General features: G+C 51.3%; 26 protein-coding genes. 19 read left to right on the top strand and 7 right to left on the bottom strand.

The genetic code is table 11. From position 1 onward, the window contains the following. The 4 genes from AAF564_14555 to AAF564_14570 form a co-directional block, all read right to left on the bottom strand. Positions 1–458, bottom strand: a 458-nt coding sequence (locus tag AAF564_14555; protein ID MEM8486770.1) for a hypothetical protein, incomplete at its 3' end; no start/stop codon positions are given. 5 nt (positions 459–463) lie between these two features. Next, the gene (locus AAF564_14560; protein MEM8486771.1) at positions 464–3,712 is read right to left on the bottom strand and encodes a hypothetical protein; all 3,249 of its coding nucleotides are present in this window, start codon (positions 3,710–3,712) and stop codon (positions 464–466) included. 126 nt (positions 3,713–3,838) lie between these two features. Beyond that, positions 3,839–4,297 (bottom strand): hypothetical protein, encoded by a 459-nt coding sequence (locus AAF564_14565; GenBank protein ID MEM8486772.1) that lies wholly within the window; start codon positions 4,295–4,297, stop codon positions 3,839–3,841. Between the two features lie 103 nt (positions 4,298–4,400). After that, on the bottom strand, positions 4,401–4,883 hold the full coding sequence (locus AAF564_14570) for a Crp/Fnr family transcriptional regulator (protein MEM8486773.1): 483 nt from the start codon (positions 4,881–4,883) through the stop codon (positions 4,401–4,403). A 221-nt stretch (positions 4,884–5,104) separates the two neighbouring features. On the opposite strand from AAF564_14570, the gene AAF564_14575 reads away from it, so the two are divergent. From AAF564_14575 to AAF564_14625, 11 genes are all read left to right on the top strand, one after another. Continuing rightward, positions 5,105–6,529 carry an aminotransferase class V-fold PLP-dependent enzyme gene (locus AAF564_14575; GenBank protein MEM8486774.1) on the top strand — a complete coding sequence of 475 codons (1,425 nt, stop codon included), beginning with the start codon at positions 5,105–5,107 and terminating at the stop codon, positions 6,527–6,529. Positions 6,530–6,553: 24 nt separating this feature from the next. After that, entirely contained in the window at positions 6,554–7,114 is a 561-nt protein-coding gene (locus AAF564_14580) for an RNA 2'-phosphotransferase (GenBank protein ID MEM8486775.1), read from the top strand. Positions 7,115–7,181: 67 nt separating this feature from the next. Further along, a complete protein-coding gene (locus tag AAF564_14585; GenBank protein ID MEM8486776.1) occupies positions 7,182–7,706 on the top strand; it encodes a Rossmann fold nucleotide-binding protein in 525 nt (174 codons plus the stop codon). A 217-nt stretch (positions 7,707–7,923) separates the two neighbouring features. After that, positions 7,924–8,274: a hydroxylase gene (locus AAF564_14590; protein ID MEM8486777.1), complete on the top strand. Its 351-nt coding sequence runs from the start codon at positions 7,924–7,926 to the stop codon at positions 8,272–8,274. Positions 8,275–8,375: 101 nt separating this feature from the next. After that, positions 8,376–8,924: a DUF1569 domain-containing protein gene (locus AAF564_14595; GenBank protein MEM8486778.1), complete on the top strand. Its 549-nt coding sequence runs from the start codon at positions 8,376–8,378 to the stop codon at positions 8,922–8,924. Between the two features lie 172 nt (positions 8,925–9,096). Further along, on the top strand, positions 9,097–9,873 hold the full coding sequence (locus AAF564_14600) for a LamG domain-containing protein (GenBank protein ID MEM8486779.1): 777 nt from the start codon (positions 9,097–9,099) through the stop codon (positions 9,871–9,873). Positions 9,874–9,885: 12 nt separating this feature from the next. Then, complete coding sequence (locus AAF564_14605) at positions 9,886–10,866, top strand: hypothetical protein (GenBank protein MEM8486780.1); 981 nt, start codon at positions 9,886–9,888, stop codon at positions 10,864–10,866. A 7-nt stretch (positions 10,867–10,873) separates the two neighbouring features. Then, positions 10,874–12,007, top strand: a complete 1,134-nt coding sequence (locus AAF564_14610) for an aminotransferase class I/II-fold pyridoxal phosphate-dependent enzyme (GenBank protein ID MEM8486781.1) — start codon at positions 10,874–10,876, stop codon at positions 12,005–12,007. 16 nt (positions 12,008–12,023) lie between these two features. Then, positions 12,024–12,449 carry a hypothetical protein gene (locus tag AAF564_14615; protein MEM8486782.1) on the top strand — a complete coding sequence of 142 codons (426 nt, stop codon included), beginning with the start codon at positions 12,024–12,026 and terminating at the stop codon, positions 12,447–12,449. Between the two features lie 90 nt (positions 12,450–12,539). Further along, the gene (locus AAF564_14620; GenBank protein MEM8486783.1) at positions 12,540–12,941 is read left to right on the top strand and encodes a DoxX family protein; all 402 of its coding nucleotides are present in this window, start codon (positions 12,540–12,542) and stop codon (positions 12,939–12,941) included. 152 nt (positions 12,942–13,093) lie between these two features. Continuing rightward, entirely contained in the window at positions 13,094–13,603 is a 510-nt protein-coding gene (locus AAF564_14625) for a DinB family protein (GenBank protein MEM8486784.1), read from the top strand. A 9-nt stretch (positions 13,604–13,612) separates the two neighbouring features. On the opposite strand, the gene AAF564_14630 is transcribed toward AAF564_14625, so the two are convergent. After that, a complete protein-coding gene (locus tag AAF564_14630) occupies positions 13,613–14,407 on the bottom strand; it encodes a polysaccharide deacetylase family protein (GenBank protein MEM8486785.1) in 795 nt (264 codons plus the stop codon). A gap of 271 nt (positions 14,408–14,678) precedes the next feature. On the opposite strand from AAF564_14630, the gene AAF564_14635 reads away from it, so the two are divergent. Together AAF564_14635 and AAF564_14640 are read left to right on the top strand one after the other, a co-directional pair. Further along, on the top strand, positions 14,679–15,590 hold the full coding sequence (locus AAF564_14635; protein ID MEM8486786.1) for a phosphatidylserine decarboxylase: 912 nt from the start codon (positions 14,679–14,681) through the stop codon (positions 15,588–15,590). 286 nt (positions 15,591–15,876) lie between these two features. Continuing rightward, positions 15,877–17,067 (top strand): T9SS type A sorting domain-containing protein, encoded by a 1,191-nt coding sequence (locus AAF564_14640; protein MEM8486787.1) that lies wholly within the window; start codon positions 15,877–15,879, stop codon positions 17,065–17,067. On the opposite strand, the gene AAF564_14645 is transcribed toward AAF564_14640, so the two are convergent. Continuing rightward, positions 17,056–17,445 carry a DUF1304 domain-containing protein gene (locus AAF564_14645; GenBank protein ID MEM8486788.1) on the bottom strand — a complete coding sequence of 130 codons (390 nt, stop codon included), beginning with the start codon at positions 17,443–17,445 and terminating at the stop codon, positions 17,056–17,058. The genes AAF564_14640 and AAF564_14645 overlap by 12 nt on opposite strands. A gap of 135 nt (positions 17,446–17,580) precedes the next feature. On the opposite strand from AAF564_14645, the gene AAF564_14650 reads away from it, so the two are divergent. The 4 genes from AAF564_14650 to AAF564_14665 all read left to right on the top strand — a co-directional run bounded on the left by AAF564_14650 (position 17,581) and on the right by AAF564_14665 (position 21,327). After that, positions 17,581–18,213, top strand: a complete 633-nt coding sequence (locus AAF564_14650; GenBank protein MEM8486789.1) for a Vat family streptogramin A O-acetyltransferase — start codon at positions 17,581–17,583, stop codon at positions 18,211–18,213. Between the two features lie 96 nt (positions 18,214–18,309). After that, a complete protein-coding gene (locus AAF564_14655; protein ID MEM8486790.1) occupies positions 18,310–19,374 on the top strand; it encodes a hypothetical protein in 1,065 nt (354 codons plus the stop codon). 361 nt (positions 19,375–19,735) lie between these two features. Next, the gene (locus AAF564_14660; protein ID MEM8486791.1) at positions 19,736–20,761 is read left to right on the top strand and encodes an alpha/beta hydrolase; all 1,026 of its coding nucleotides are present in this window, start codon (positions 19,736–19,738) and stop codon (positions 20,759–20,761) included. Positions 20,762–20,892: 131 nt separating this feature from the next. Beyond that, the gene (locus AAF564_14665) at positions 20,893–21,327 is read left to right on the top strand and encodes a hypothetical protein (protein ID MEM8486792.1); all 435 of its coding nucleotides are present in this window, start codon (positions 20,893–20,895) and stop codon (positions 21,325–21,327) included. Between the two features lie 26 nt (positions 21,328–21,353). Here the strand turns inward: AAF564_14665 and AAF564_14670 are convergent, their stop codons facing one another. Next, complete coding sequence (locus tag AAF564_14670; protein ID MEM8486793.1) at positions 21,354–22,268, bottom strand: glutaminase; 915 nt, start codon at positions 22,266–22,268, stop codon at positions 21,354–21,356. 188 nt (positions 22,269–22,456) lie between these two features. Between AAF564_14670 and speB the strand changes: the two genes are divergently transcribed. After that, the gene (gene speB, locus AAF564_14675) at positions 22,457–23,245 is read left to right on the top strand and encodes an agmatinase (protein ID MEM8486794.1); all 789 of its coding nucleotides are present in this window, start codon (positions 22,457–22,459) and stop codon (positions 23,243–23,245) included. 230 nt (positions 23,246–23,475) lie between these two features. Beyond that, positions 23,476–23,831, top strand: a 356-nt coding sequence (locus tag AAF564_14680) for a hypothetical protein (GenBank protein ID MEM8486795.1), incomplete at its 3' end; no start/stop codon positions are given.

A 23,831-nucleotide genomic window follows, 5' to 3' on the forward strand; every position in this document is an offset into this window, starting at 1 on the left:
GCTGCTGTTACCAGATCGCCATCTGGCCAGGACACGGTAGCCGGGTCACCGGGCAGCGGTGGCAGTTGAAGCGCTGGCAAATCCGCGACGTCTTCAAAGGTCTGATCCGGCGCCATCATCACACACCCAAGTCCCGGACGATTAGCTGCACGCATCGCAGGGCCATTGTCAGTCAACCCAACGCCGACGGCTTGATGCACCACATCCACTGCATAGTCTTCCTTCACAACCGGGCCATATCGCCCTCGGATATAGGCCAGTTCTTGTTCGAAAACCTGATCAACGGTTCGGTCAGACACAAAGATGCCATTACACATCATGAGTGCCTGCACACCGCGCCAGACCATGGTCTTGTTGTGCTGCCAATAATCAAACGATTCTCGTTGCTGCGCATGCACCTCGAGCACACTACTTAAGGGTACAATAAGCAGCAACAGCAGTAAAATAAGACGTTTCATGTTTTTCAATTGGAGTCTCCTGTTAACTGGAGTGCTTCGTGTTTTTTGAACAGCGAGACTTCTGCGTTCTGCACTGCAGCCTGATACATTGCCCAATCGCCGGCAAAGAAGCTATTCACCTCATTGAGTGCGGCAGTCATTGCAGCTTTCGATTGGGCGAGCGCAATGTCTGCACTTTCACCGGGTGCATCGAACCCGGAAGCGATGTATCCGCGGGCAGCAAACAACTTCGACAAAACCGTTCCGGGGTCGCGCCGGATGCCCTGCACACTTTTACCAGCCAGTTGCTCGCTCAGCACATCAAGTTGTTCAATTAAGGCTTCACCCTGCTTCTTGAGTGCATCCACGGCTTCGCCGTCCATCCCTTTCATCCGGCTTTCAACTGCCTTGATGCTTGCGCGGGCATCTTTAATTTGATCCACAGCCTGGACAAACACATGCGCGTCCTTCTCCCAATTGCTGTACATCAGTCGTCGCGCCTCCAGATCAGCCAGTGTAGCTTCAACGCGGGGATCCATCTTTACATTGATGGTGGTTTCGCTGCTATGCTCGCCGTACGTGATGCGCGCGGTGTATATACCAGGTAAAACAACAGCCCCTGCCGGCTCCGCTTTGTCTTCGTCGTCATCTTGTTCACCGAAGAACGGGTTGAAGTTGAAGCGAATCCCTTTCTGTCGCATTTCCCAGTACACCCGATTGATGCCTGCTTTTGCCGGCCCCTCCAGGGTTCTAATAACTTCCCCAGCTGCATTCAGGATTTCAACGGTTAACTCTGCCTTTTCCTGTTTGCTGTCCTCTTCCGTCATTGTCGCTTCAAGTCCGGCGTTTGGTCCGGCCTCTTCGACATCGCTGCTTGTGCCTGCGTCAGCCATCTGGTTGACAGCTGCCGGATTTACGGAATAGCTGATCATGGCCCCTCGCTTGCGGTTCTCGCCGGCAAAAATCGCCTGCGCAGCGAAGCGCGTGCCCAAGGCCTGCCGATAAACCGCCTGGTATGCATCAGGCGCGTCAAATACAGTCAAAGGTGCGTCCAGCAACGCAGCACCTTCCACAGCCATTTTACGCAGCGGCCGAATGTCATCTACAATCAACACAGACCGCCCAAACGTGCCGAGCACGAGGTCGTGGTCGCGGTGATGCAGCGCCAGATCCATTACCGAAGCCGTGGGCACACCGTTTTTGAACGCGTGCCATGCTGCGCCGGCATCCAGACTAAAATACAACCCAAACTCAGTACCAAGGAATAACAGGTTGGGTGTTTCAGGGTCTTGCGCCAACGAAAGGGTGAAGCCCCAAACATCGTCCGACGCAGTCAACCGCTCCCAACTCCTTCCATAATTTTTTGTGCGGTACAGGTACGGCTCCCAATTGTTACGGCGGTGATCTTCAAGTACGGCGAACGCTTCTCCTGGTGTATGTAGCGAAGCCTGGATCTGGGCTACCCAGGCGCCTTGCGCCAGGCCTTTCATGGCAGCGGATGTGTTTGTCCAGGTGGCACCCCCATCGCGGGTCACCTGCACATTGCCATCGTCCGTCCCAACCCAAATTACGCCGTCCTCAAGCGGACTCGGGTCGATTGCTGTAATGGTTGTGTAGTTCTCCGCACCTGTCACATCATAGGTAAGTCCCCCACTTTCCAGTTGTTGCTGTTTTTCCGGATCATTGGTTGTGAGGTCCGGCGAAATGATGGTCCAGGTATCGCCTCGATCGGTGCTTTTGTGGAGGTATTGGCTGCCGTAGTAGATTGTGTTGCCATCGCGCGGATCCTGCTCAATGCCGGCATCCCAGTTAAATCGCAAAAACTTGCCTTCAGGGTGAATTGGCTTCACGTTTTTCTGAAATCCGGTTTTCAACTCGAACCGGCGCAAGTTGCCTCCCTGGCTCATTGCATAGCCAACATCCGGGTCATCAGGATGGATCATCACGTCGAAGCCATCGCCAAAAGCCACTTCTTCCCAGTAGGTATTGCGGATGCCGCCGGCACGCCATACCTGGCTCGGGCCGCACCACGAGCCGTTATCCTGCAAACCACCACACACACGGTATGGGATGCTGTTGTCAACGCGAATATGGTAAAACTGGGCCAGCGGCAGATTTTCAGCAAAACGCCACGTCTCACCACGATCACGCGATATGTTGAAACCACCGTCGTTGCCGTTGTAGATCAGGTTTGGGTTATTCGGATCAATCCACCACGCATGGTGATCAGGATGTACATCATCGAGTATAGATTTAAACGATTTACCCCCATCGTCACTGACCTGAACGCCGGAGGCAAGGTGGTACACCCGGTTTTCATTCACGGGGTCAACAAACAGGTCGTTGTAATAGAACGGTCGGTTGCTCACCCTGTCTGTGTTGTTGATCATGCCGAACGTGATACCGCCATCCGAAGAGCGGTAAAGCGCGTTCTTTTTCGCCTCAACAAGTGCATATACAACGTTTGTATTGCTCGGCGCAATGGCGAGTCCGAGACGGCCAAGTTCTCCGGCTGGCAGACCGTCTTTGGCTGTACGTTGCACCCAGTTGGCACCTCCATCGTGACTGACATACAATCCTGAGGTCTCGCCACCTGATGTGAATGTCCAGGGCCAGCGGCGAAAATGCCACATGGCAACCATTAGCTTTTCTGGATTCGACGGATCAACAACCATATCTCCAACGCCGGTGCGGTCATCGACGTACAGAATTTTATCCCAGCTTTCACCACCATCAACAGATTTGTATACCCCGCGGTGTTCGCTGTCACCCCACGCGGCGCCTTGCACGCCGGCATACACAATATTCGGGTTATTGGGATGTACAAAAACACGGTGGATATTGCGCGTGTCGTCGAGTCCAAGGTGCTGCCAGGTGTGGCCGCCATCAATGGACTTGTACATGCCGTTGCCGGCATTTGCGCTGTTACGCGGATTGCCTTCTCCGGTACCTACATAAATGATGTCTGGATTTTTCTGGTAGATGGCAATTGCGCCAATGGAATGGGTTGGCTCATCGTCAAAAATTGGCTCAAAGTCAGTGCCGCCATTGGTGGTTTTCCAGAGTCCGCCCGAAGCCGTCCCGATGTAGATGATATCGGGCTTCCCGACTATGGCATCGATGGCGGTAACACGGCCACTCATGCCGGCCGGCCCGATGCTGCGTGCTTTGAGGTCGTTGAGCTTTTCCAGGTCTAGCTGCGCCTGGACTGGCATTGCAACAAACAGGAGCAGTACAAAAAATGCGGATACGCACTTTTTCGCGGATAAATGCATAGCGAGCTGGTGTGTCGTTGACAAAGGGGAATTGGTGGCTTCCCACTAAGCTAAACAATACCACGCAATCGCCAAAGCATTGCGACAAGTTTTTTAACGTACAGCTTAACTACCCATCCTTAATTCCTATGCAGCTTGTGGAAGCTTCTTAGTAGCATAGTGCGCATAGAAACTCAGGATGATGGCAGAAGCAGAAACCAGTGTCATCACAGTGCCGGGCATAAATTTAACGTAGCCGCCCAGGTCCATAAACAGGAAATACCCAAGGTCGGCAAGACCACCTGTCAGGGCTGCAAGAAAAATGGCGGGTGTGTTCCTCTTCCAGATGTAGAACGCGCAAATCAACGTAACACAGCCTATCCAGAGCAAGTTGAAACCGTGCTGCCCAATGATGGCGCCGGCAGCATCGGGGTACGCCATAGCGAGGGTGGCGGGATCCATGCCATCAGCAATGCCACTCACAGCAGCAGAGATGTCACCTGATAGAACAAAATACATGGTGATGCCGCCGGCAAAAATGTGCACAAGCCCCCAAACTACCCACAATACTGCAGCTATTTTCAGCAATGATTCGTGATTCTTCATGTCCTCGGTGTTCGATGATTATCCAATACACGAGCCAATTTATGCTGGATATTGACACCGGGCCTTAATCTAGATTAAGAAATGAAGGCTCAAAGACCTGCCTTTATTCTTTAGCCACTTTGCCTTTCACACGTGCACTTTTGACTTTACTCAGCGCCTCGGGCGTCATCCCCAAATAGGAGGCGATCATACGCTGGGGCACGCGTTGAACAATGTCTGGGTAGGTCTCAACAAAGTGCTCATACCGTTCGATGGCTGAAGCACTCATCAACAGGATAATCCGGTTCTGCAACACGCGAAGGCGATTGATAAAAGGTTGTTGGTCTACAATCTTGGTACCCAGCACTTTTTCATGTACAGTGACGGTTGCGTCTTCGATGGCATCAATAAACAATTCGCACGGTTCATCCCGCCGGCAGGCATCTGCAATGATCCATTCTTCTGGCGCAAAGAGATAGATATGCTCTTTACCATTTTCATCGATGCTATAGCTCCTGAGCAAGCCAGATTGCACTACGTAGACCTTCGTATCCAATTCGCCTTTTGTCTGTAAAACCTGACCTTTAACTACGTTGATTGTCTTCAAAGCAAGGGACGATTAGCATTCTGTAACAGCAAACCCGTTTAATGATACCGCACAACCAGAACCAACGCAAAACGCTTCGGGCAACAAATAGCCACAAATAGATGCACAAATCAGTTGTGTCAGCAAGACTTTCTCGACCGCGGGCCTTACACTTGCTGATCAGTTGGATGCAGCGAACTGCAACGCGCTGTGTATCCCCATAACAATTTATAGCGACATTGATGCAGCCTACCAAAGCACTGGAACTGACGGGTGAAAATTACACACAATTGATGCACGCCGTTGTTGCGCGAGTGGTCGATTTTATAGAACATATCAACACACACCCAATTGATCTAACACATGAAGCCGACCCGGTGTTTTTGCGAGGCATGATTGAGCCGGCACCGGAAACAGGCACAGCGTTCGCCGGCTTGCTGGACTTCATTTTCGACAAAGCAAGCAAAGAGAGCCTGAATCCAACCTCGCCAGGCTTTCTCGGATATGTCCCCGGTGGTGGACTTTTGCATGCCGGCATGGCAGACGTCATCTCAAACGCCCTGAATCGCTATGTCGGCGTAGCGGCTGTTGCACCAGCTTTTGTGCAAATGGAAGCCAACGTGATCCGCTGGTTCTGCGACATCATCGGATACCCGTCAACGGCGCGTGGCTTCCTAACCTCAGGAGGGTCTATGGCTTCATTGAGCGCGTTGATTACAGCGCGGCATGTGAACCTCGGAGAAGATTTCCTGGGTGGTGTGATCTATGTATCAGACCAGGTGCATCACTGTGTCAACAAAGCAGCATTGCTGGCCGGCTTCCCCCGGGCAAATATCCGAGCGCTCCCCTGCGATGCAAACTACCGACTCGATCCCGCACGGGTTAAAGCAACCATTGATGCTGATCGTGCCCGTGGCCTAACCCCTTTTATGCTCGTTGGCAGCGCCGGCACAACCAATACAGGAGCAGTTGATCCGTTACAGGCCCTCCATAAGCTTGCAAAACAAGAAGGCCTATGGTTTCATGTGGATGGTGCCTATGGTGGCTTCTTCTGTATGACAGCACGCGGCCGGCAAAAACTGGCCGGTATCGAGAAGGCAGATTCGGTTGTCCTCGACCCACATAAAACGCTGTTTCTGCCTTACGGAACGGGTGCGCTTCTGGTACACGAGGGCAAACACCTCAAATCAACCCACAGTTCAGTAGGCGACTATATGCCTCCGATGCAAGATGACGATGCGTTTGTCGACTTCTGCGAATTGTCTCCTGAGTTGACCCGTCCCTTTCGAGGCCTCCGGGTATGGCTCCCCATCAAAATGCATGGCCTTGCAACGTTCCGCGCATACCTTGATGAAAAGCTGGATCTTGCCCAATGGATTGAAAGCAAAATCAACGCAATGCCGGCCCTCGAGGTGGTTGCGCCGGCTGAGCTTTCCATTCTAGGGTTTACGGTGACCGCGCGTGGTAAATCGCTGGATGAAAGGAATGCGCAATCCCGTCAAGTCCTGACCTACATCAACAAAAAAAATCGTATTCACCTGACCGCAACAACGGCGAAGGGCGTGTACATTATTCGCATAGCCATCAGTGTTTTCCGGACTCACAGAGATCGTATGGAGATGTTGGTTGAGGACCTGGAGGAAGCACTGGAGGTTCTAGGCTTTTGAAGATGTTGATTTACAAGGCGTAAAATGAAATCGAGGCACATTGTCATAAGCAAATTTCTGAGCCGGGTGCTGCGCCACAAACCCAAACTGATTGGCATCACCCTTGATGATGCCGGCTGGATTGGTGTTGATGAATTGCTGCGCGCAATGGAGGCTGCTGGCAAGCCGCTTTCGCTGGAGGACCTCAAAGCGGTAGTGCGCACCAATGACAAACAGCGGTTCGCCTTCAATGAAGACGAGACAAAAATTAGAGCCAATCAGGGCCACTCAATCAAAACGATAGACCTTGGGCTTACGCCACAGGCACCGCCAGCTATCCTTTACCACGGCACCGTTGCAAAGTATCTCGAAAGCATAAAAAGACAGGGCTTGCAAAAAAGGTCCCGGCAGCACGTCCATCTTTCTCCCGACATAGAAACAGCAACGCGGGTAGGAAGCCGGCGAGGTACACCCATCCTGCTAGAAATCGATGCAGCACACATGCATGCGGATGGCTATGCGTTTTACCTTTCAGCCAATGGCGTATGGCTCACAGACCACGTCCCGCCACAGTTTATTTCAGCATTAAATCACGACCACGCATAAGGTTTTGACATCCGCTGCAGCTTATATTCTTTCCTCATACGAGCACCATCAAGTAGCGTGGAGAATTATGAGAGATTTTTTGAAGCGGCCGCCACAAATTTGTGTTTTGGGCAGTGCCGATGCCGGCTCCAAAGGATATGAATTGGCTGCACAAGCAGGATCGTTGATTGCCGATCTTGGCTTCACGCTGGTAAGCGGCTGTGGTAGTGCGGCTACCCGTGTTGCTGCTGAACGGGCCCATGCAGCCGGCGGCACCGTTGTTAGTATTATTCCGAGCGACGACATCAATGCGCCAGACTGGCCCTGTAGTATCCTGATCCCGTGCGGCATGGGTGATGCGCGTAATCTGATGATGGCACTTGCCGGCGACGCTTGCATCGTTATTGGCGGTCGCGCCGGCACCATTTCTGAAGTATGTTTGGCCTGGCTACACAAACGCCCGCTTCTACCGCTAACAGGCTGTGGCGGGTGGTCTGACCAGCTTGAACAAAACCCGCCTGATGAACGTGCCAATTCTCCCATTCATCCATGGGGTTCAATGGATGCACTTAAGGCGCAATTTCAGGCACTGGGCTTTCCCGTAAAAGCTTGAATACCGGGTATTCTCCGTCAAAAATGCGCATCAAGGGTTGCGTGTAATGCCGATTTTCGACTGCCGAATGTCGATTGATGTCCTTTTATCAAAAGACCCATACAATAGCATTGCTCCCCGTTTCGGAATCGTACAAAACAGAAGCACGGAAATACGAAAACACGAAGAAACCTGGATCATACTTTCAACCGTCAATTCGTATCAACAAACATAAACCATGAAAATCCATTACCTCGAGTATGTGACCAACGATGTCAACGCGCTGTGCGCCACCTTCGAAGCCACGCACGGTGTATCTTTTGGCGAGCCCGATGCGCCCCTTGGTGGTGCGCGCACTACAGCACTACATGAAGGCGGAATGCTTGGCATACGCGCACCCTTGAGTGAATCAGAGACACCCATTGTTCGTGCGTATACGCTTGTTGATGATATCGAGGCAGCCACTGCCCAGGCAGCCGATGCCGGCGCGGTTGTGGCGCTCCCCCCAACCGAAATACAGGGACACGGCACGTGCGCCATCCTGATTCAAGGCGGTGTGCAATCAGGACTCTGGCAACGCCAGGCGTAACTGGCGATTTAATGGATTGCGCAGTATATACATAGTGCGCGCCTTACCCTGTGTTTTGTTACACGGTGGCGCACGATGAATAAATGTAGCAACCAGGAATTATGCAGACCGACCGCAGAGGCTTTATCAAAGGATCAATAGTGGCAGCTATTGCTGCGCCTAACCTGATCCTGTCAGGGTGCCGCAAGGATGACCTCATTGACCGCGACCTGCAGTTCAACAGCATGGACCAGGGCTACGACGAGGCTGTACGGTTATCCAGAATCGAATTGTTGGTTACGGACACCGCTTTTTCTCTTCCGCAAACCCTTATACATTGCGCCCAGAGTATTGAGTTTTCCATGGCCGGCTTCCCAGAACCCAAGTCTGCGCTTTTCCAGAAAACCGTTGGCAGCGTTGCCTTCAGTGTGTTCAGTTGGCGAGGCAGGATGTCGCACGACCTTTCCGAGGCGATTCCGGGAGCAAAAGCGCTCAATCCAACCGTCACCGTCGAGCAAGCATTGCAGCGGTTACGGAATTCCATCGACGCATTCAGGGCTTCAGAAAGCATCCTGAAGCCACACTTCGCCTATGGCACGCTGACTAAAAACGAATACGAACGTGCCCACGCGATGCACCTGGCAGACCACTTCTCAGCCATCAATGGATAGCCCCTTAGTGCAAACAAATAAAACCTGAAGGATTGATCTGTTTGCTGTTACAGGTTGAAGGTTTTTAGCCTATACCGTTCTGTTATGCAGCACAAGATTTACGAAATCCCTCAATATTTAATTGCTTGTAGTTAGTCGTTTAATCCCTTTCAAGTAGACACGGCGCAGCACCATGCACGAGAAACTGCTCTTTTTTCTCCTGGTCATCACCGCGCTAAGCTGTACACGCAATGCGCTTGACCTGGCTGCTACAGATGCTACGTTGCTCGACAGGATTCCACAAGAAGCACTGCTGGCATTCTATCCTTTTGATGGTGACATGGAAGATGTTGCGAGGTATATGCACACCGGCATTCCTTATGGTGCTACGCTTGGCGAAGACCGTTTTGGCCAGCCGGCACACGCATTGGTACTGGATGGCATCGATGATTTTGTCAACCTGGAGGCCGGCAAGGCCTTACAAGTTGCGCCGCCCCTCAGCATTACTTACTGGGTAAAAGTTGATCAGAATATTAGAACAGCAGCTGCCGTCAACCTGAACCACAACACACAAGCCAACGCCGGTATTTTTACCTCATTCGACAGCAATGGCGGAAATCCTGCGTTTAGTATCAACGACGCAGGCGCACCCGGGATTGGCAGTCGAAACACAAAACATGCCGGCGTCGAACTTATACCCGGACGCTGGTATCATGTCGCCGGACTCATTGCCGGCATCGACAGCATGCAAATCTTTATTGATGGAGAAGAAGTAAGCGGGCGATATGATGGATATGCAGATTCCCTGGTCTATGTAGATGGACCGGTTACGCTAGGCCGAAAAGTGTCTAGCCGCAATGGGCCGACCCTCTACTTTGCCGGGATGCTTGACGAAATAGCAATCTACCACAAACTCCTCACCTCGACCGAAGTCCAGCAGTTATACAGGGCAGGCGGCTCTTTACCCTAAACGGGTGCAAATTTGAAAAAAGTACTTTCCCTCGACGAGATAAAAGCGCTCATCAATATCCCAGACTTGATCAGGGACATTGAGTATGGCTTTGTTAGTTATTCAGAAGGACGCGCAACCGTGCCTCCCGTCGGTTTCCTCCCGCTCGAGCATCCACCCGGCAATGTCCACATCAAATACGGATATATCAGCGGGGATGCCTACTACGTTTTAAAGGTTGCTTCTGCTTTTCCGCAGAACAGCAACCTGGGCTTGCCAAACAACAATGGGTTAATGCTGGTTTTTGACCAGAAAACGGGTGCCGTGCAGTTCGTTTTGCTAGATGAAGGCTGGCTTACGGACATGCGCACGGCTGCCGCAGGAGCGGTCGCTGCCAAACATCTGGCTGCACAACATATCCACAAAATTGGCATTGTGGGTACTGGTGTACAGGCGCGGCTTCAATTGGAATTATTGAGCGATGTGGTGCACTGTGACAAAGCGCTCGTTTGGGGCCGCAACATCAGCAAGGCAGAGCACATGGTTGCTGAACTCAAGGCAAAAGACAGCTTTAAAGCATGGGGCATCGATTTGCAGGCAACAGCTGATCTCGAAGCCCTCGTTGCACAATGTAATCTAATCGTGACTACGACGCCGGCGGAGCAACCATTGATCTTTTCGGATCAGGTCAAAAAAGGGACACATATCACTGCCGTTGGGGCTGACGATTACGGCAAGCAGGAGCTTGCCTCTGATCTCCTGGACAAAGCAGACCTTGTCGTTGCAGACAGCATCGTACAGTGTGTAGACCACGGGGAATGTTGTGCCGCTATACGCGACCATAAGATCGAGCAAAACGCTATCCTTGAACTGGGCAGTGTAATCAAAAACCCGCATCTGGGGCGCACAAACGATGAACAGATAACCATTGCAGACCTCACTGGCGTTGCCGTGCAAGACATCCAGATTGCAAAAATGGTTGCCACAGCTTACCAAACCTTGACTAACTCCTGAGCCCGCTATGCTTCCTGACTTCAGACTCGAAACGCACTTCTCTAAGTGGGAATTCAAAGCGAAATACCACATGACGGCTTCTGACGCGGAGAGCCTGTCTATTCGTGACTTGCTTGCAATGGCTACACCCGAGGAGCGTGAAGCATTTGAAGGCCTGTGGTTAAGTTATACAGAAACGTTTGGTGCCCGTAACCTGCGAGAAACCATTGCCTCGCTCTATTCGACTCGGAGTGCAGACGAAATTCTCTGTTTCGCCGGCGCTAGCGAAGGCATCTTTGCAGCCAATTCCGTCTTGCTAGACAAAGACAGCCACGCGATTGTTGTCACCCCTAATTACCAGTCACACGAAACGCTTCCCGTAGCCATATGCGAGGCAACCGGCATCCCCCTTGATCCCACCGACGGGTGGTCACTGGACATTGACCGGGTTGCTGATGCCATCAAGCCAAACACCAAACTGGTTACCATCAATTTCCCACACAATCCTACAGGTGCAATTCTTCCCTTAGACCGATACCAGGCACTAATCGACCTGTGCCGCAAACACGGTATTTATATCCTGCATGATGAGATTTTTAAGGGCCTGGGTCCCACCGGCACACAGTATCTCCCGTACATCACTGATGTATATGAGCGCGGCCTGTCACTCAACGTAATGTCCAAAGCATACGGTTTGCCAGGTTTGCGCGTCGGCTGGATTGCCAGTGCAGACGCCCATGTGTTATCAAAAATGGAACGCATGAAGCACTACCTTTCCATTTGTAATTCAGGACCGAGTGAACAACTGGCCGTGATTGCGCTACGCAACCGCAAAAAGCTTCTGCAGCGCAACAACGCCATCATCGACAAAAACCTGCCGAAATGGGATGCATTTTTTGCGCGCCACACCGACCTGTTCGACTGGCGCCCTCCTGATGGCTCGTGCATGGCTTTCCCTAAATACAAAGGCGCAGATGGTGTTGATGCGTTCTGCCAATCACTTGTTGAGGACTATGGCGTGCTTTTTTTGCCCGGTTCGATTTATCGCTCAGATCTGACGAAAACGCCGGCCAACCATTTCCGCCTTGGGTTTGGGCGCAAAGGACTGGATGCGGGCCTAAAAGCGCTCGAGTTGTATATTGAAGCATATTCGCGCCGCTGATTATCGCTCAACAGCTATGTTCAAATCGATAAAACATGTACGGAGTACAGTCGGGATGGGCTTGCTCTGGGCCATCGGTTGGGCAAGCGTTGGTGTACTCACGGGCATCGCTAGCAGCCTACTCCCCGGTGACCCGCTCGGAAAGTTTGACCCGGGCATCGCGCTTGCGTTGCCTGGCTTTCTAGCCGGCTTGTTGTTCTTCGGAATACTCAGATTTGCCCGAGGCGATCTCGGTATCTACACGCTTTCTCTAGCGCAAATCGCGGGCTGGGGCCTCGTCACAGGATTGCTCCTTGCACTACTCCCGCTTACCATGGGCACACTCAATCCGGCCTACCCTGCTGGACTTACAGCCATAAGCATAGTCGGTATTCTAACGCTTTTGAGTGCCTTATCAGCCGTAGGTGTAGCGCTGATATTGCGTATTGCTACACGTAAATAGCGCATCGTATAATAAAAGGGTAGATAAAACGGGATCGCATTATTGCCAAAAGTTCTGGATGTTGGAGCTCCACCAACTTACCAGACACCCATGCTTTCTTCAAAGTCCCCGGAATCCGTTGGCTACCTCACCTTGCGCGTAGTCGTTTCTATTTTACTGATCATCCACGGCATCGCCCGCATTTCACTCGGCATTGTAGATGATTTTGGAGGATTTCTCGATATGGTTGGCTTCCCTTTTGGTGTCGCAATTGCGTGGACGATAACCATCATCGAAATTGCTGGCGGCCTGATGCTGGCGCTTGGGCGGTGGGTGCAGTGGCTAGCGCTCTATTTTGCAGGGCAACTCATCATGGGCATCATACTCGTCCATGCCCAGGAAGGCTGGTTTGTGGTTGGCGCCGGCCGCAACGGCGTAGAATACAGCGTACTACTTATCACTGTATTACTGGTGCTCGCTTACGTTTCGCGGACGAAATCGAAACCAGAATAACAAACGGAACCGTGTTGAATATGCGCTGCTTATAAGTACTCGCTCGGAGCGACAGCCGGCTTAAGTACAGCGTAAAAAAGGGATGTGCGCGGATCCTGCACCAGAAAGGGCTGTTCTTTACTCCCGAATCAAACAGACCAAAAACCAGCAACATGACTGTCGATGATTTAAAAGTGCTCTACAACTACAGTCACTGGGCAAACGAGAAGCTCTTCGACGTCATTGCACAGTTACCCGAAGAGGCTTTTTCCAGGGAAGTAGCCGGCAGTTTTGGATCCATCAGGAATACGATGGTTCACATCCTGAGTGCTGAGTGGGGCTGGATGAGTCGATGCGGTGGACCTGCCCGGCCCAACAAATTGACACCTGACGCTTTCCTAACCCTGCAATCGTTGCGGGACACCTTCGACGAGGTCAGGCACCACATGCAAACTTTTCTTGATACCCTGCAAGAAGAAGACCTGGCGCGCATCATTAGCTATCCGGGAAACGCCGGCGCAATTCGCTCCATGCCCCTTGGCGAGCTTATGCAGCACACCGCCAACCACGCGGTACACCATCGCGGACAGGTCATGTTGATGATCAGGATGCTCGGACACTCCCCCGGCCATGCTGATATGCTGTTTTACTTCGCGGAGGAGCACGGCACTATTGCATGGTAGCGCCGAATGTCAGGCGTACTTGTCGAGTACCTGTGTAACATTCAGGACCTCGACTTGGGCTAGTTTTACCAGCCGGCCCAGCAGCTTGTCCAGATAGGCCGCACTGATGGGTCCCCACCCTTCGTCTCCCAAACCGTGCGTATTGACAATCAGCCACCCACCTTGCTCATTTTCCAGGAACGTATTCACATGGTTCTCCACCCAGGCATCGCCGTTTCCTGGTCTGGGATAGATGACGCAGCTTAGCCGGCGCGTTTCAGCAGTAGGAAATGGATTAACATCCCAGTTGCCGCCCGTTCGAATGGCTCGTACCTGCGCCAACGTATGGTCCTCCAGTGCCGGCGTTGATGCGTTAAACGGGAAATTGAAAATGGCATCTTTCCGCTTAAAACCGTCGAGGTGTTTTTCAAAGTAATCAAGTGACTTATCGATCAGCTTTTTGGCGCGCTCTTCTGGTAAGCGGGCGAGGTTGTTGTGCGCCCAGCTATGCACCATCACTTCGTGTCCTCTATCCTGTAAGCTATTCCAGGTGTCAAAATCACCCATCAGATGCTTCTTGATGTAGTCGTCGGGCTCCACAAATTCGGGTAAGTGCGCTGAGGCTATAACATTGAAACATCCCGAAAGGCCATGCTGCTCATGGATTCGGGCAGCCTCCAGAAATGACTTCTTGAATCCGTCATCAAAACTGAAGGTCACCAAATGCGAGGGACGCCGGCCCAAAGGGTTGTCCAGACGCAACGTACCTGTTCCCAATGCCAGGGCGCTCATGCCCAGTTGCTGCACAAACGTTCTTCTTTTCATTTGATGTCCCACGTGTTAATTTGCTAAATACATACCAGTTGGCGAAGCCTTGCACAATACTCGAATAGACACGGTTTACTGCGCGAAGGTTTACAATATCCTTCCTTGCTGATACGCTCTGCAAACACTACGTATCAACCAACAGCAAGGATACATGACGCAATGCGCGATGTCGATTAATGAAACCTAAACGAACGCTCTGAATATGCCTTGGCCCACTACCTAACAGCGCAGACCACCTGCGTGAAATGACGAGAACGCCCAGAAAATCGTGAAACAGCTCGCCCCAATCCGCTACATAGACATCGAAACTGGCATCGCCCACGAAGAACAGGTGTACGGCGGGTCCTGGGTTAAATTGTTGTACGGCACCTGGATAGGCCGGCTCGTTTCTGCACTAATTGCACTCCCGCCGTTCAGCAAGTTTTACGGTTGGCTGCAAGACCGGCCGGCTTCCGCAAAAAAGGTCGCGCCTTTCATTGCGCAGTTCGGTATCAACATGGTTGATTTCCTGCCTGAAGAAGGGCAATCAGAGGCAACACCTTACACGTCGTTCAACAAGTTTTTTACCCGACGCGTCACCAACATTGCCCGTCCGTTTGCAAGCGGCACCAGCTTCCCGGCACCGTGCGATGCGCGGTATTTTGCCTACAACCAATTGGATGACACCGTATCCATTCCCGTCAAAGGATCTTTTTTCAAAGCAGGTGCCCTGTTAAACAACAAAACATGGGAAACGTATTTCGATAACGGCCCCGGATTTATTGCGCGCCTTTGTCCGGTTGACTATCACCGCTTTCACTTCCCGGATGATGGTGAAGTACTTGACAGTTGGCGTATTCCCGGTGCACTGCATTCTGTCAATCCATGGGCACTGGCCTTTCGGGAAGACATCTTTATGATCAATGAACGGCATGTAACCATAATGGAGACAACGCACTTCGGCAAACTGGCTTACGTGGAGGTTGGGGCTACGTGTGTGGGTAAGATTCAACAGACCTACAGCGGCAAGCAGTTTGCGCGCGGGGATGAGAAAGGCATGTTTCTTTTCGGCGGCTCCACCGTGATTGTGATTGGTGAGTCTGGAAGATGGGAGATTGACTCCGACATCATCAATAATACGGCACAGGGGATCGAGAGCTACTTAAAAATGGGCCGGCCTGTTGGTAAATCCATTGCCTGAGTCATTTACAAGCTGAAACAATACCCAGCAAATGCCTTAAACATTGCACGGTTGCAGCATTGCAATCGATCTCCTTCTGTTTTAAAAGCCCCTCTTATACCAACAAGCACCTGCATCGGTGCGTAACTTCGCAACCAGAAACGAACGGTTGCAACGAGCCTTTCTGATATAGTATCATTTACTTGCTGAATCTCATGCATCGATTTTTTTGATTGGGCTATTAATAGTATTTTTTTCTGGCCCCACTTTCGCCCTAGCACAGCCGTATCCAGATGAGTGTATCGACTTGCTTGGTCCAGCCACACCGATCAGTCCACAAGGGCACGATCATAAATGGTTCAGTGATAGCTTATTCGTTATTGAGGCTGAAAACCTGCATATTATTGATGGCAACTGGGGTATACTGAATGGACTCAGTGGTGCAACGGATGAGGGGTATCTGGAATGGAAAACCGGAAATCCGGCAACAGGTATTGACGAACCGGGGCAGGATATTCTTTCCTACTTTTTTTATACGATTCCTGACAGTATAGCTAAGCCAGCACGCTACAGACTCCTGTTCCATTCAGCGGCAATCGACAACACCGAGCACAATGACATATGGGTTAGATTCCCCAATCACTCAGGCGAAGCTGTGCGCCCGGATGGATCCGATCCGCTTGATCTGGGAAACGATTGGTTCAAAGTTTACCAAAACGAGGGAGGAAACAGATGGACGTTTGATACTTTCACGGTCGACAATGACCCGCATGAAATTTACTATATCTCCACCGAAGAACCTTTCTGGAATGTCATTCAGATTTCCGGACGTTCTACCCAGTTCAAATTAAATCGCATTATGTTCGTTCATGAAGAAAAAGATGTAGCTGCGGGTATGGATTTGTCTGCATTCGAATCTATCTGCTATGGTCTTCCTGTTGAACTGACGCACTTTGAAGGGCTGGTAAACGACCAGGATGTGACCCTGACATGGACAACAGCCAGTGAGCAAAACAACGCCGGCTTCGACATCGAATTTGCTAACGACGGCGCCTTTACTAAGATAGGCTTTGTACCCGGAGCCGGAACGACGACAGAAACCCAACAGTACCGCTTTACCCACAACACAAAAGGCCTTAACGGGCACATGCTACAATACCGGCTAAAACAAATCGACTTTGATGGCGCGTTCGAATACAGCGATGCCATTTCTCTGCAGAGGCCCCTTGCACATACACCAACGCTACACAAAGCCTACCCAAATCCATTTAACCCCAGCACCACGTTGTCATTTAGCTTACCCGTGCCAGGTACAGTCCAACTCACCGTTTACGACATGAATGGCCGTGTCATTAAACAGCTCATCGACGAGCATATGATGCCGGGCTACCACAGCATCGCATTCCAGGCATCCGAAAGCATACCAAGCGGCACATACATCTACAAACTCCGCACTGCTAACTTTGAAGACAGTCGGCTTGTGACATTACTGAAGTGACACCGCCTCCTGATTGGCCGGTTGCCTGCTTGACATGTACACCAGCGCAAAGGCAATCAGTGCCGGCAGGCCCTGGGTGAACATAATGCTGGTCTTAGCTGTGAGCCCACCAAAAATGCCGGCAACAACCACGCAGCCGAGGAAAAACAGCTGCACGTCTGTCCGTTTTGCCATCAAGCCCCAGATCAGGCCGGCGGCGAGAAAGCCATTGTAGAGGCCCTGGTTCATTGCCAGCACCGCAGAAGAAGCCGAAACTTCAGGCGTCATTTGAAAGATCTCACGCCCCACCGGATGGTCCCAGAAAAACATTTCCAAAACCATGATGCCGACATGGCTCAGGGCTACAAAAGCGACAAATACAGCTGCCAGTTTTTTCATATCAAAAAAGTACAATACATTGGTAAACGTACTGGGCCTCACGCATACGTTTGAAGCCCCTACACCCAACGTACAACGTTGCCTGATGGCATACAAGCAAAACGCCACAGATCGCTAATCCAATCACACATTGCCATGCACGGACCCGCACCGACAAATCCCCATCCCATGAAAGGATTTGACCAAATCTGCTATATCAAAAACACGGTATCCAATCCTCAAATTGAAATAGGTGATTATACCTACTACGACGATCCGGAGAGCGCTGAGCAATTCGAAAACAATGTGCTCTACCTGTTTCCATTTATTGGCGACAGGCTCATTATCGGAAAATTCTGTGCACTCGCGCGTGGCGTTAAGTTTATCATGAACGGAGCGAATCATAAAATGGATGGCTTCTCTACGTATCCGTTCTACATTTTCGGGGAAGGCTGGGAAAAAGCAACGCCTGAGCCGGGTACCCTGCCAAACAAAGGCAACACTGTAATCGGCAATGATGTGTGGATTGGGTATGACACGCTCATCATGCCGGGAGTTACCATTGGCGACGGCGCCATCATTGCGTCCCGATCTGTGGTAACAACCGATGTGCCGGCGTACGCCATAGCCGGAGGCAATCCAGCCAAAGTCATTCGCCTACGATTTCCCGAGGACACCATTACAACACTGCTCAGCATTGCCTGGTGGAACTGGGATATAAAAAAAATCACCCGCAACCTGGAGGCAATTACCAAAGCAGATCTACGCATGCTTCGACAGGCCGAGTAAGTTGCGATAAAGCTCGCTATTTAATGAATGTCACTTTCTATAGCCTTATGTCGCATGGATCAATAGAAAGCGTTTCTTCAAATAAACTTGGGCTAGATGAAAACCGGATATCCGAATAGCGCAAAAGGCGCAGGAATCCTCGATTTGAACCCGCACCAAAACCGGCAAGCCTGTCATGATGATCATGAGCTTGCCTATACCCTTCAAGGTGCGATGACAACCAATACATGTAGCACATCTACAAAAAACATGACAATGCCTCCCAATGCCCGCCTGTTATCAAGCCTTGTTGGCTTGATGTCCATTGTCTGTATTGCGATGACGAGCCTGCCCCGTGCGACATTTGCACAAACAGACTCAACGCTCATTCGCGTCCATGCCCTTGAACTGGAAGCAACAACGGGGGCGCTGCCGGTACACTATTCATCCGGCAAAAAAATACAGGCCACCGAATTGAGCGCGTTGCTCGCAAAAGCAGCCGCATACCTTGCAACGTCGCTCCGCGTCTCAACCGAAATTAACGTGGCCCTGCTTTCAAGGGATGACTGGCCGGCAGTCTGGCCGTTTCCTTATGGCTTGCCCTATGCGTCCCTAAACGCCCCCTGGGTTGTTGTAATGCCGGCAACACCCGAAGAGAGCGTTTTATATCCTGGATTTGTGGGCCTGCTGAATGAGATCGATGCCCGCACAATGATCAGCAATATCGGTTTCCACGAAATAGGACATGTTTATACTTCTGAATACCTCTATCCTCCCGACATAGACGGCCCGCCCCTTCGCTGGCTCGATGAACTACTCGCTCAGTACCTGGCCTATGCTGTCATGCAAGCACTTGATACGCAGCGAGCTGCAATATGGGACACCTTCACAACCGCGATGTTGAATTTACCCAGCCCGAAATACACAACGCTCGAAGCTTTTGAAGCGGAATACAACGGCTTCCTTGCAACGCCAGAAGGCGCACAAAACTACGGCTGGTACCAGAGCCTTTTTGCAGCAAAAGCCGGCGAATTGTTCAAGACCCACGGCATTGCGTTGTTTTCGGACCTTAAAACCAAACTGGACTGGTCAAATGTCTCCAATTGGAGCACTGCAACTGCCATAACCAATCTCGAATCCGTAGCACCAGGATTTCAAGCCTGGCACGATGCAATGAATTAGGTTAAGGAGTCATTGATGAGGATTACGTGATTCGGGTTTTCGGGTTTTCGGGTTTTCGTTTAAAGGTTGAAAATCGGAATCTACAGAACAGCACAACGTCATTCCCAGCTTGACTGGGAATCCACAGATATGGCAATCGCTACTGAACAAGCACGCTTACCGCCTGCTATCCCGGTGGATACCCAATCAAGTTGGGTGGGACGCTTGCAATCATCGTACGCAGATGTTTCCTGCGACTGATATGCACGCTACCCTTTAATTCTAATCGTTCGGCATTCGACAATCGGCATTCGACAATCGGCATACTTTCCTCATTTCACGCGTAACACCCCTGCAGCCATGATTTAACCACCCCTGCTTGATGAAAATCCTGAAATATCTGCTCATTGCACTGTTGCTGCTTGTTGGCGCCGGCGCACTTTACATCGCTTCTTCAGGACCAGAACTACCCGCGCATACAGCCCAGACTCTCGACAACGTCTTTGCACAGCCCCTGCCCGACATTGTGAAAGGCGATACGGCGACGATTAGCGCAGGCGGCGTCGACATTTGGTATGAACATCTTACACCACCCGATACGTCAAAAGGTGTTGCGCTCCTGATTATGGGCATCTCCAACGATGCACTTGGCTGGCCCAATTCGTTTGTAGATCTTTTGCTGGATGCCGGCTACGAAGTTGTGCGCTACGACCACCGAGGTACCGGCCTGTCAGATTGGATGCCCAACTGGAACAGCAGTAACCCATACGGACTCACGGATATGGCCGGTGATGCTGTTGCCATCCTTGATGCTATCAATACCGATAAAGCTCACATTGTAGGCGTTTCTATGGGCGGCATGATTGCGCAAGAATTTGCGATCCTTTACCCGGAGCGTGTGGAGACCCTCACTTCTATCATGTCTTCCGCCCATATAACAGACCCGAATCTGCCACCTATTTCTGGCAGCGTTGCGTTTGCGCTCATTCGGGTGGCCCTCAAATACGGGGTTATTGGCGGCGAGAAAAACACGATCAAAATGCACCTCGCAAGCCGGGCAATTCTGATGGGTGATGCAGATTACCCGTTGAACATCCAGGAAATGTCAGAGCAGACGCTTTATAATATTCGGGAGCGCCGGGGATACAACAGCAAAGTATCGCCACAACACCAGGCTGCCGTGATGCAGTCGGATGCCCGATACGAAGCACTGGGCAAACTCTCGATGCCGGCGCTGGTAATCCATGGGCAAAACGACCCATTTATTCCGATGGCACATGGGCAACGAACGGCCAGTGCATTGCCCAATGCAGATACCATGTGGATCGCTAATATGGGACATGACATCCCCGCTGTACACGCTCCCACTATCGTAAATAAATTGGTCAGCCATTTCGAATCCAACTAAGATGCTGCACTGGGCCGGCTGATCAATTTATCTGCTAAAAAAACAGCACTTGATGCTAAAAAACGAAACAATGTAGATGGGAATTCGCACAAGAAAACCTGTCAACACCCCACTATCATCGAAAAACACTTATGAAAAACGTTCGCCTTTTCACACTAGCGCTTGCTGCTACTGCGCTGCTCGCTACCCTCGCATGGGACGTAACGCCTGCTCCGTCGCCGGACCGCGATGCCATTATGAAGACCATTGAAAATTTCTACATCGGCGATCACACCGGCAGCCTCGAACACAAAAAGCTATCCATGCACCCAGAAGGTGCCTACCGCTACGTCGACCGGGAAGGTATATACGGAGAGAGCCAGTTCCGTTTTGAAGAAGGTGGTGGCGACATGATGTATGAGGAAGAGCTCCTGAGCATTGAAATCTATGAAAATGTCGCCCTGGCGCGTCTTCGACTGGTGAACCAACGCCGCGAAGAACCTGAGTATAAACTGATGACGCTCCACAGGTCTAACGAAGGCTGGCGCATAACCACAATTGCCTGGGGCTGGGGCATTATCCATTAACACGCCGACAGCGTTCAAAAAACGTGTTAGAAAATAGAGCGTTGGGTTAGGGTGGTAAACAGCTCAAGTGCTTTGGTACCCGCCAGCGAATTACCCGCATCGTTCAGGCATGGCGACCAAACGCACACGCTGAACTCACCCGGCATCACAGCCAGAATTCCTCCGCCTACCCCGCTCTTGCTGGGTAGCCCGACGCGGTATGCAAAATCGCCAACTACATCATAGGTCCCGCAGGTAAGCATCAGGGACTTGATGTATTTGGCGAGACGCGGTGTTACAACCTGCTCACCGGTCCACGGCAGCCTACCTCCGTTTACCAAAAACAGCGCTGCCCGCGCAAGATTTTCGCAGCTCATTGCCAGTGAGCAATGGTGAAAATACGCATCAAGCACCTCATCAGGGCTGTTTTCCATATTGCCAAAACTCTTGATCAGATTGGCCAGTGCTACATTCCTGTAGCCAACTTCTTGCTCAGATCGTGCAATCGACAAATCAAACGCGATGGAATCATTCCCTGAGAGGCCACGCACAAAATCAAGAATGGTCTGCTTGGCGTCGGGCAAATGAGAAAGAATAATGTCTGTGACTACAATCGCGCCGGCGTTGATAAACGGGTTGCGCGGAATACCCTGCTCATACTCCAATTGAACCAGCGAATTGAAGGGGGTCCCTGAAGGCTCGCGACCCATACGCGTCCAGATCTTATCACCGATCAACTGCATAGCCAGTGTGAGGGTGAACAACTTCGATACACTCTGCACGGAGAAGTTCATATCGGCGTCCCCAACACCAAAGACCTCCCCTTCCTTCGTGTATACCGACATACCAAACCGCTCCCGTGGCACCTGGGCGAGCTGTGGGATGTAATCTGGCATCCGCCCCTTGCCAATCAACGGTTGTACCTGAGCATGGATGGTTTGTAATACATCCTGGTAGTCGATTTTTTTCATAAACCTATCGCCTTAAGGCCAAACACAGTGCTTCGTACTATTAATAATTTTATGACATGCTTGTCTAACAGGTACGGGCAATTTGCTATATTTCAATTCCGAAACATACATGTAAAGCATTGCCGGCAGTACCGCCTTCAAGGTACTTAAGTTGCGCAGTACGTGATTCCCTTTAAGCTATGGTATCTCTACTTGGTATCCCCTGGGATGGCAGTTCGTCTTTTATGCAGGGAGCAGCAGAAGCGCCGGCTGCCTTGCGCACTTCGCTTCACAGCCCATCCAGCAACCTGACCACCGAAAATGGGCTCAATCTGGACAACCACCCCACCCTCCACGACCAGGGCAATATTGATTTTCAAACGGGACACCCCTGGCCCGAAACCATCTCCGCGACTGTAGCCAAACTGCTCTCGGAGAATCACCGTGTAGTATCACTTGGTGGCGACCATTCCATCACCTATCCAATCCTTAAAGCCTACAGCACACAATATGAGAATCTGACTATCCTGCACCTTGATGCGCACCCGGATCTATACGACAACTTTGCGGACAAACCCCTTTCCCACGCCTCTCCTTTTGCGCGAATTATGGAGAATGGCCTTGCCAGCCGGCTCATTCAGGTTGGTATTCGAACCATGAATGCCCACCAGCAACAGCAAGCTGATCGGTTTGGTGTTGAAATATTTGACATGCAAAACTGGCAAGCCTATAAATCCCTCTCAATTGAGGGCCCAGTTTATCTCTCCGTGGACCTTGACGTGCTCGACCCAGCCTTTGCTCCGGGCATCTCACACCACGAACCCGGCGGCCTGACCACGCGCGAATTGATCAGCATTATCCAAAACATACCTGTGCCTATAGTGGGCGCAGACCTTGTCGAACTAAATCCTTCCCGTGACATAAACGGCGTAACTGCGATGACCGGCGCAAAAATACTCAAGGAAATACTGGGCAACATGCTTGGCTAGGCAGTATGCATGTGGATAAAGTACAGAAACACGGAAATACGAAAACACAGATCATCCCCTCCGCCCCTAATTCCCATCATTCGACAATCGGCATTCGACAATCCCCCCAGTAACAATTCCCAAATTTCCTCGTGTACACAGACATCCTCCTTTTTCGACACGCATTGCGCATCCGAAAACCGACGCGTATCATGTAGTTGTCTCTTCTAAAAACAAGCACCACCGACGACATGGATGCACCGGTAGACAAGACCTCTTCCTCTATACTCAAGGCAATCGAGGCATCCAAAAATCTAACAGGGGCGCCGGCACCTGCGAGCAGCGTTAGGACGCGAGACCGACTGCCGGCTGCACTTTCAAGCACATCACCCATCCTCCGCTCCCCGGACACGGCCACGCCTGAAAGTGCTATTGAAACACGGCGGTACCCTAAACAGCGAGACTTGAAGCGCAAAAAAATCTTAAAAAATGCCGCCATAATTGTGGGTTTGCTCCCACCGCTGTGGCCCGTCTCTTTTGTTGGATGGATGGTTTGGCGAACGCGTCCTGTCCAAAAGTCAATGCGACTGGTAAAGAAAGCCATCAA

The sequence above is a fragment of the Bacteroidota bacterium genome (assembly GCA_039111535.1).
GTDB lineage: Bacteria > Bacteroidota > Rhodothermia > Rhodothermales > JAHQVL01 > JBCCIM01.

Coding starts and splice junctions, on each gene's coding strand:
- AAF564_14560 (MEM8486771.1), bottom strand. CDS start 3,712: ATGCATTTATCCGCGAAAAAGTGCGTATCCGCATTTTTTGTACTGCTC.
- AAF564_14565 (MEM8486772.1), bottom strand. CDS start 4,297: ATGAAGAATCACGAATCATTGCTGAAAATAGCTGCAGTATTGTGGGTA.
- AAF564_14575 (MEM8486774.1), top strand. CDS start 5,105: ATGCAGCCTACCAAAGCACTGGAACTGACGGGTGAAAATTACACACAA.
- AAF564_14580 (MEM8486775.1), top strand. CDS start 6,554: ATGAAATCGAGGCACATTGTCATAAGCAAATTTCTGAGCCGGGTGCTG.
- AAF564_14585 (MEM8486776.1), top strand. CDS start 7,182: ATGAGAGATTTTTTGAAGCGGCCGCCACAAATTTGTGTTTTGGGCAGT.
- AAF564_14590 (MEM8486777.1), top strand. CDS start 7,924: ATGAAAATCCATTACCTCGAGTATGTGACCAACGATGTCAACGCGCTG.
- AAF564_14595 (MEM8486778.1), top strand. CDS start 8,376: ATGCAGACCGACCGCAGAGGCTTTATCAAAGGATCAATAGTGGCAGCT.
- AAF564_14600 (MEM8486779.1), top strand. CDS start 9,097: ATGCACGAGAAACTGCTCTTTTTTCTCCTGGTCATCACCGCGCTAAGC.
- AAF564_14610 (MEM8486781.1), top strand. CDS start 10,874: ATGCTTCCTGACTTCAGACTCGAAACGCACTTCTCTAAGTGGGAATTC.
- AAF564_14615 (MEM8486782.1), top strand. CDS start 12,024: ATGTTCAAATCGATAAAACATGTACGGAGTACAGTCGGGATGGGCTTG.
- AAF564_14620 (MEM8486783.1), top strand. CDS start 12,540: ATGCTTTCTTCAAAGTCCCCGGAATCCGTTGGCTACCTCACCTTGCGC.
- AAF564_14625 (MEM8486784.1), top strand. CDS start 13,094: ATGACTGTCGATGATTTAAAAGTGCTCTACAACTACAGTCACTGGGCA.
- AAF564_14630 (MEM8486785.1), bottom strand. CDS start 14,407: ATGAAAAGAAGAACGTTTGTGCAGCAACTGGGCATGAGCGCCCTGGCA.
- AAF564_14645 (MEM8486788.1), bottom strand. CDS start 17,445: ATGAAAAAACTGGCAGCTGTATTTGTCGCTTTTGTAGCCCTGAGCCAT.
- AAF564_14650 (MEM8486789.1), top strand. CDS start 17,581: ATGCACGGACCCGCACCGACAAATCCCCATCCCATGAAAGGATTTGAC.
- AAF564_14655 (MEM8486790.1), top strand. CDS start 18,310: ATGAAAACCGGATATCCGAATAGCGCAAAAGGCGCAGGAATCCTCGAT.
- AAF564_14660 (MEM8486791.1), top strand. CDS start 19,736: ATGAAAATCCTGAAATATCTGCTCATTGCACTGTTGCTGCTTGTTGGC.
- AAF564_14665 (MEM8486792.1), top strand. CDS start 20,893: ATGAAAAACGTTCGCCTTTTCACACTAGCGCTTGCTGCTACTGCGCTG.
- speB (MEM8486794.1), top strand. CDS start 22,457: ATGGTATCTCTACTTGGTATCCCCTGGGATGGCAGTTCGTCTTTTATG.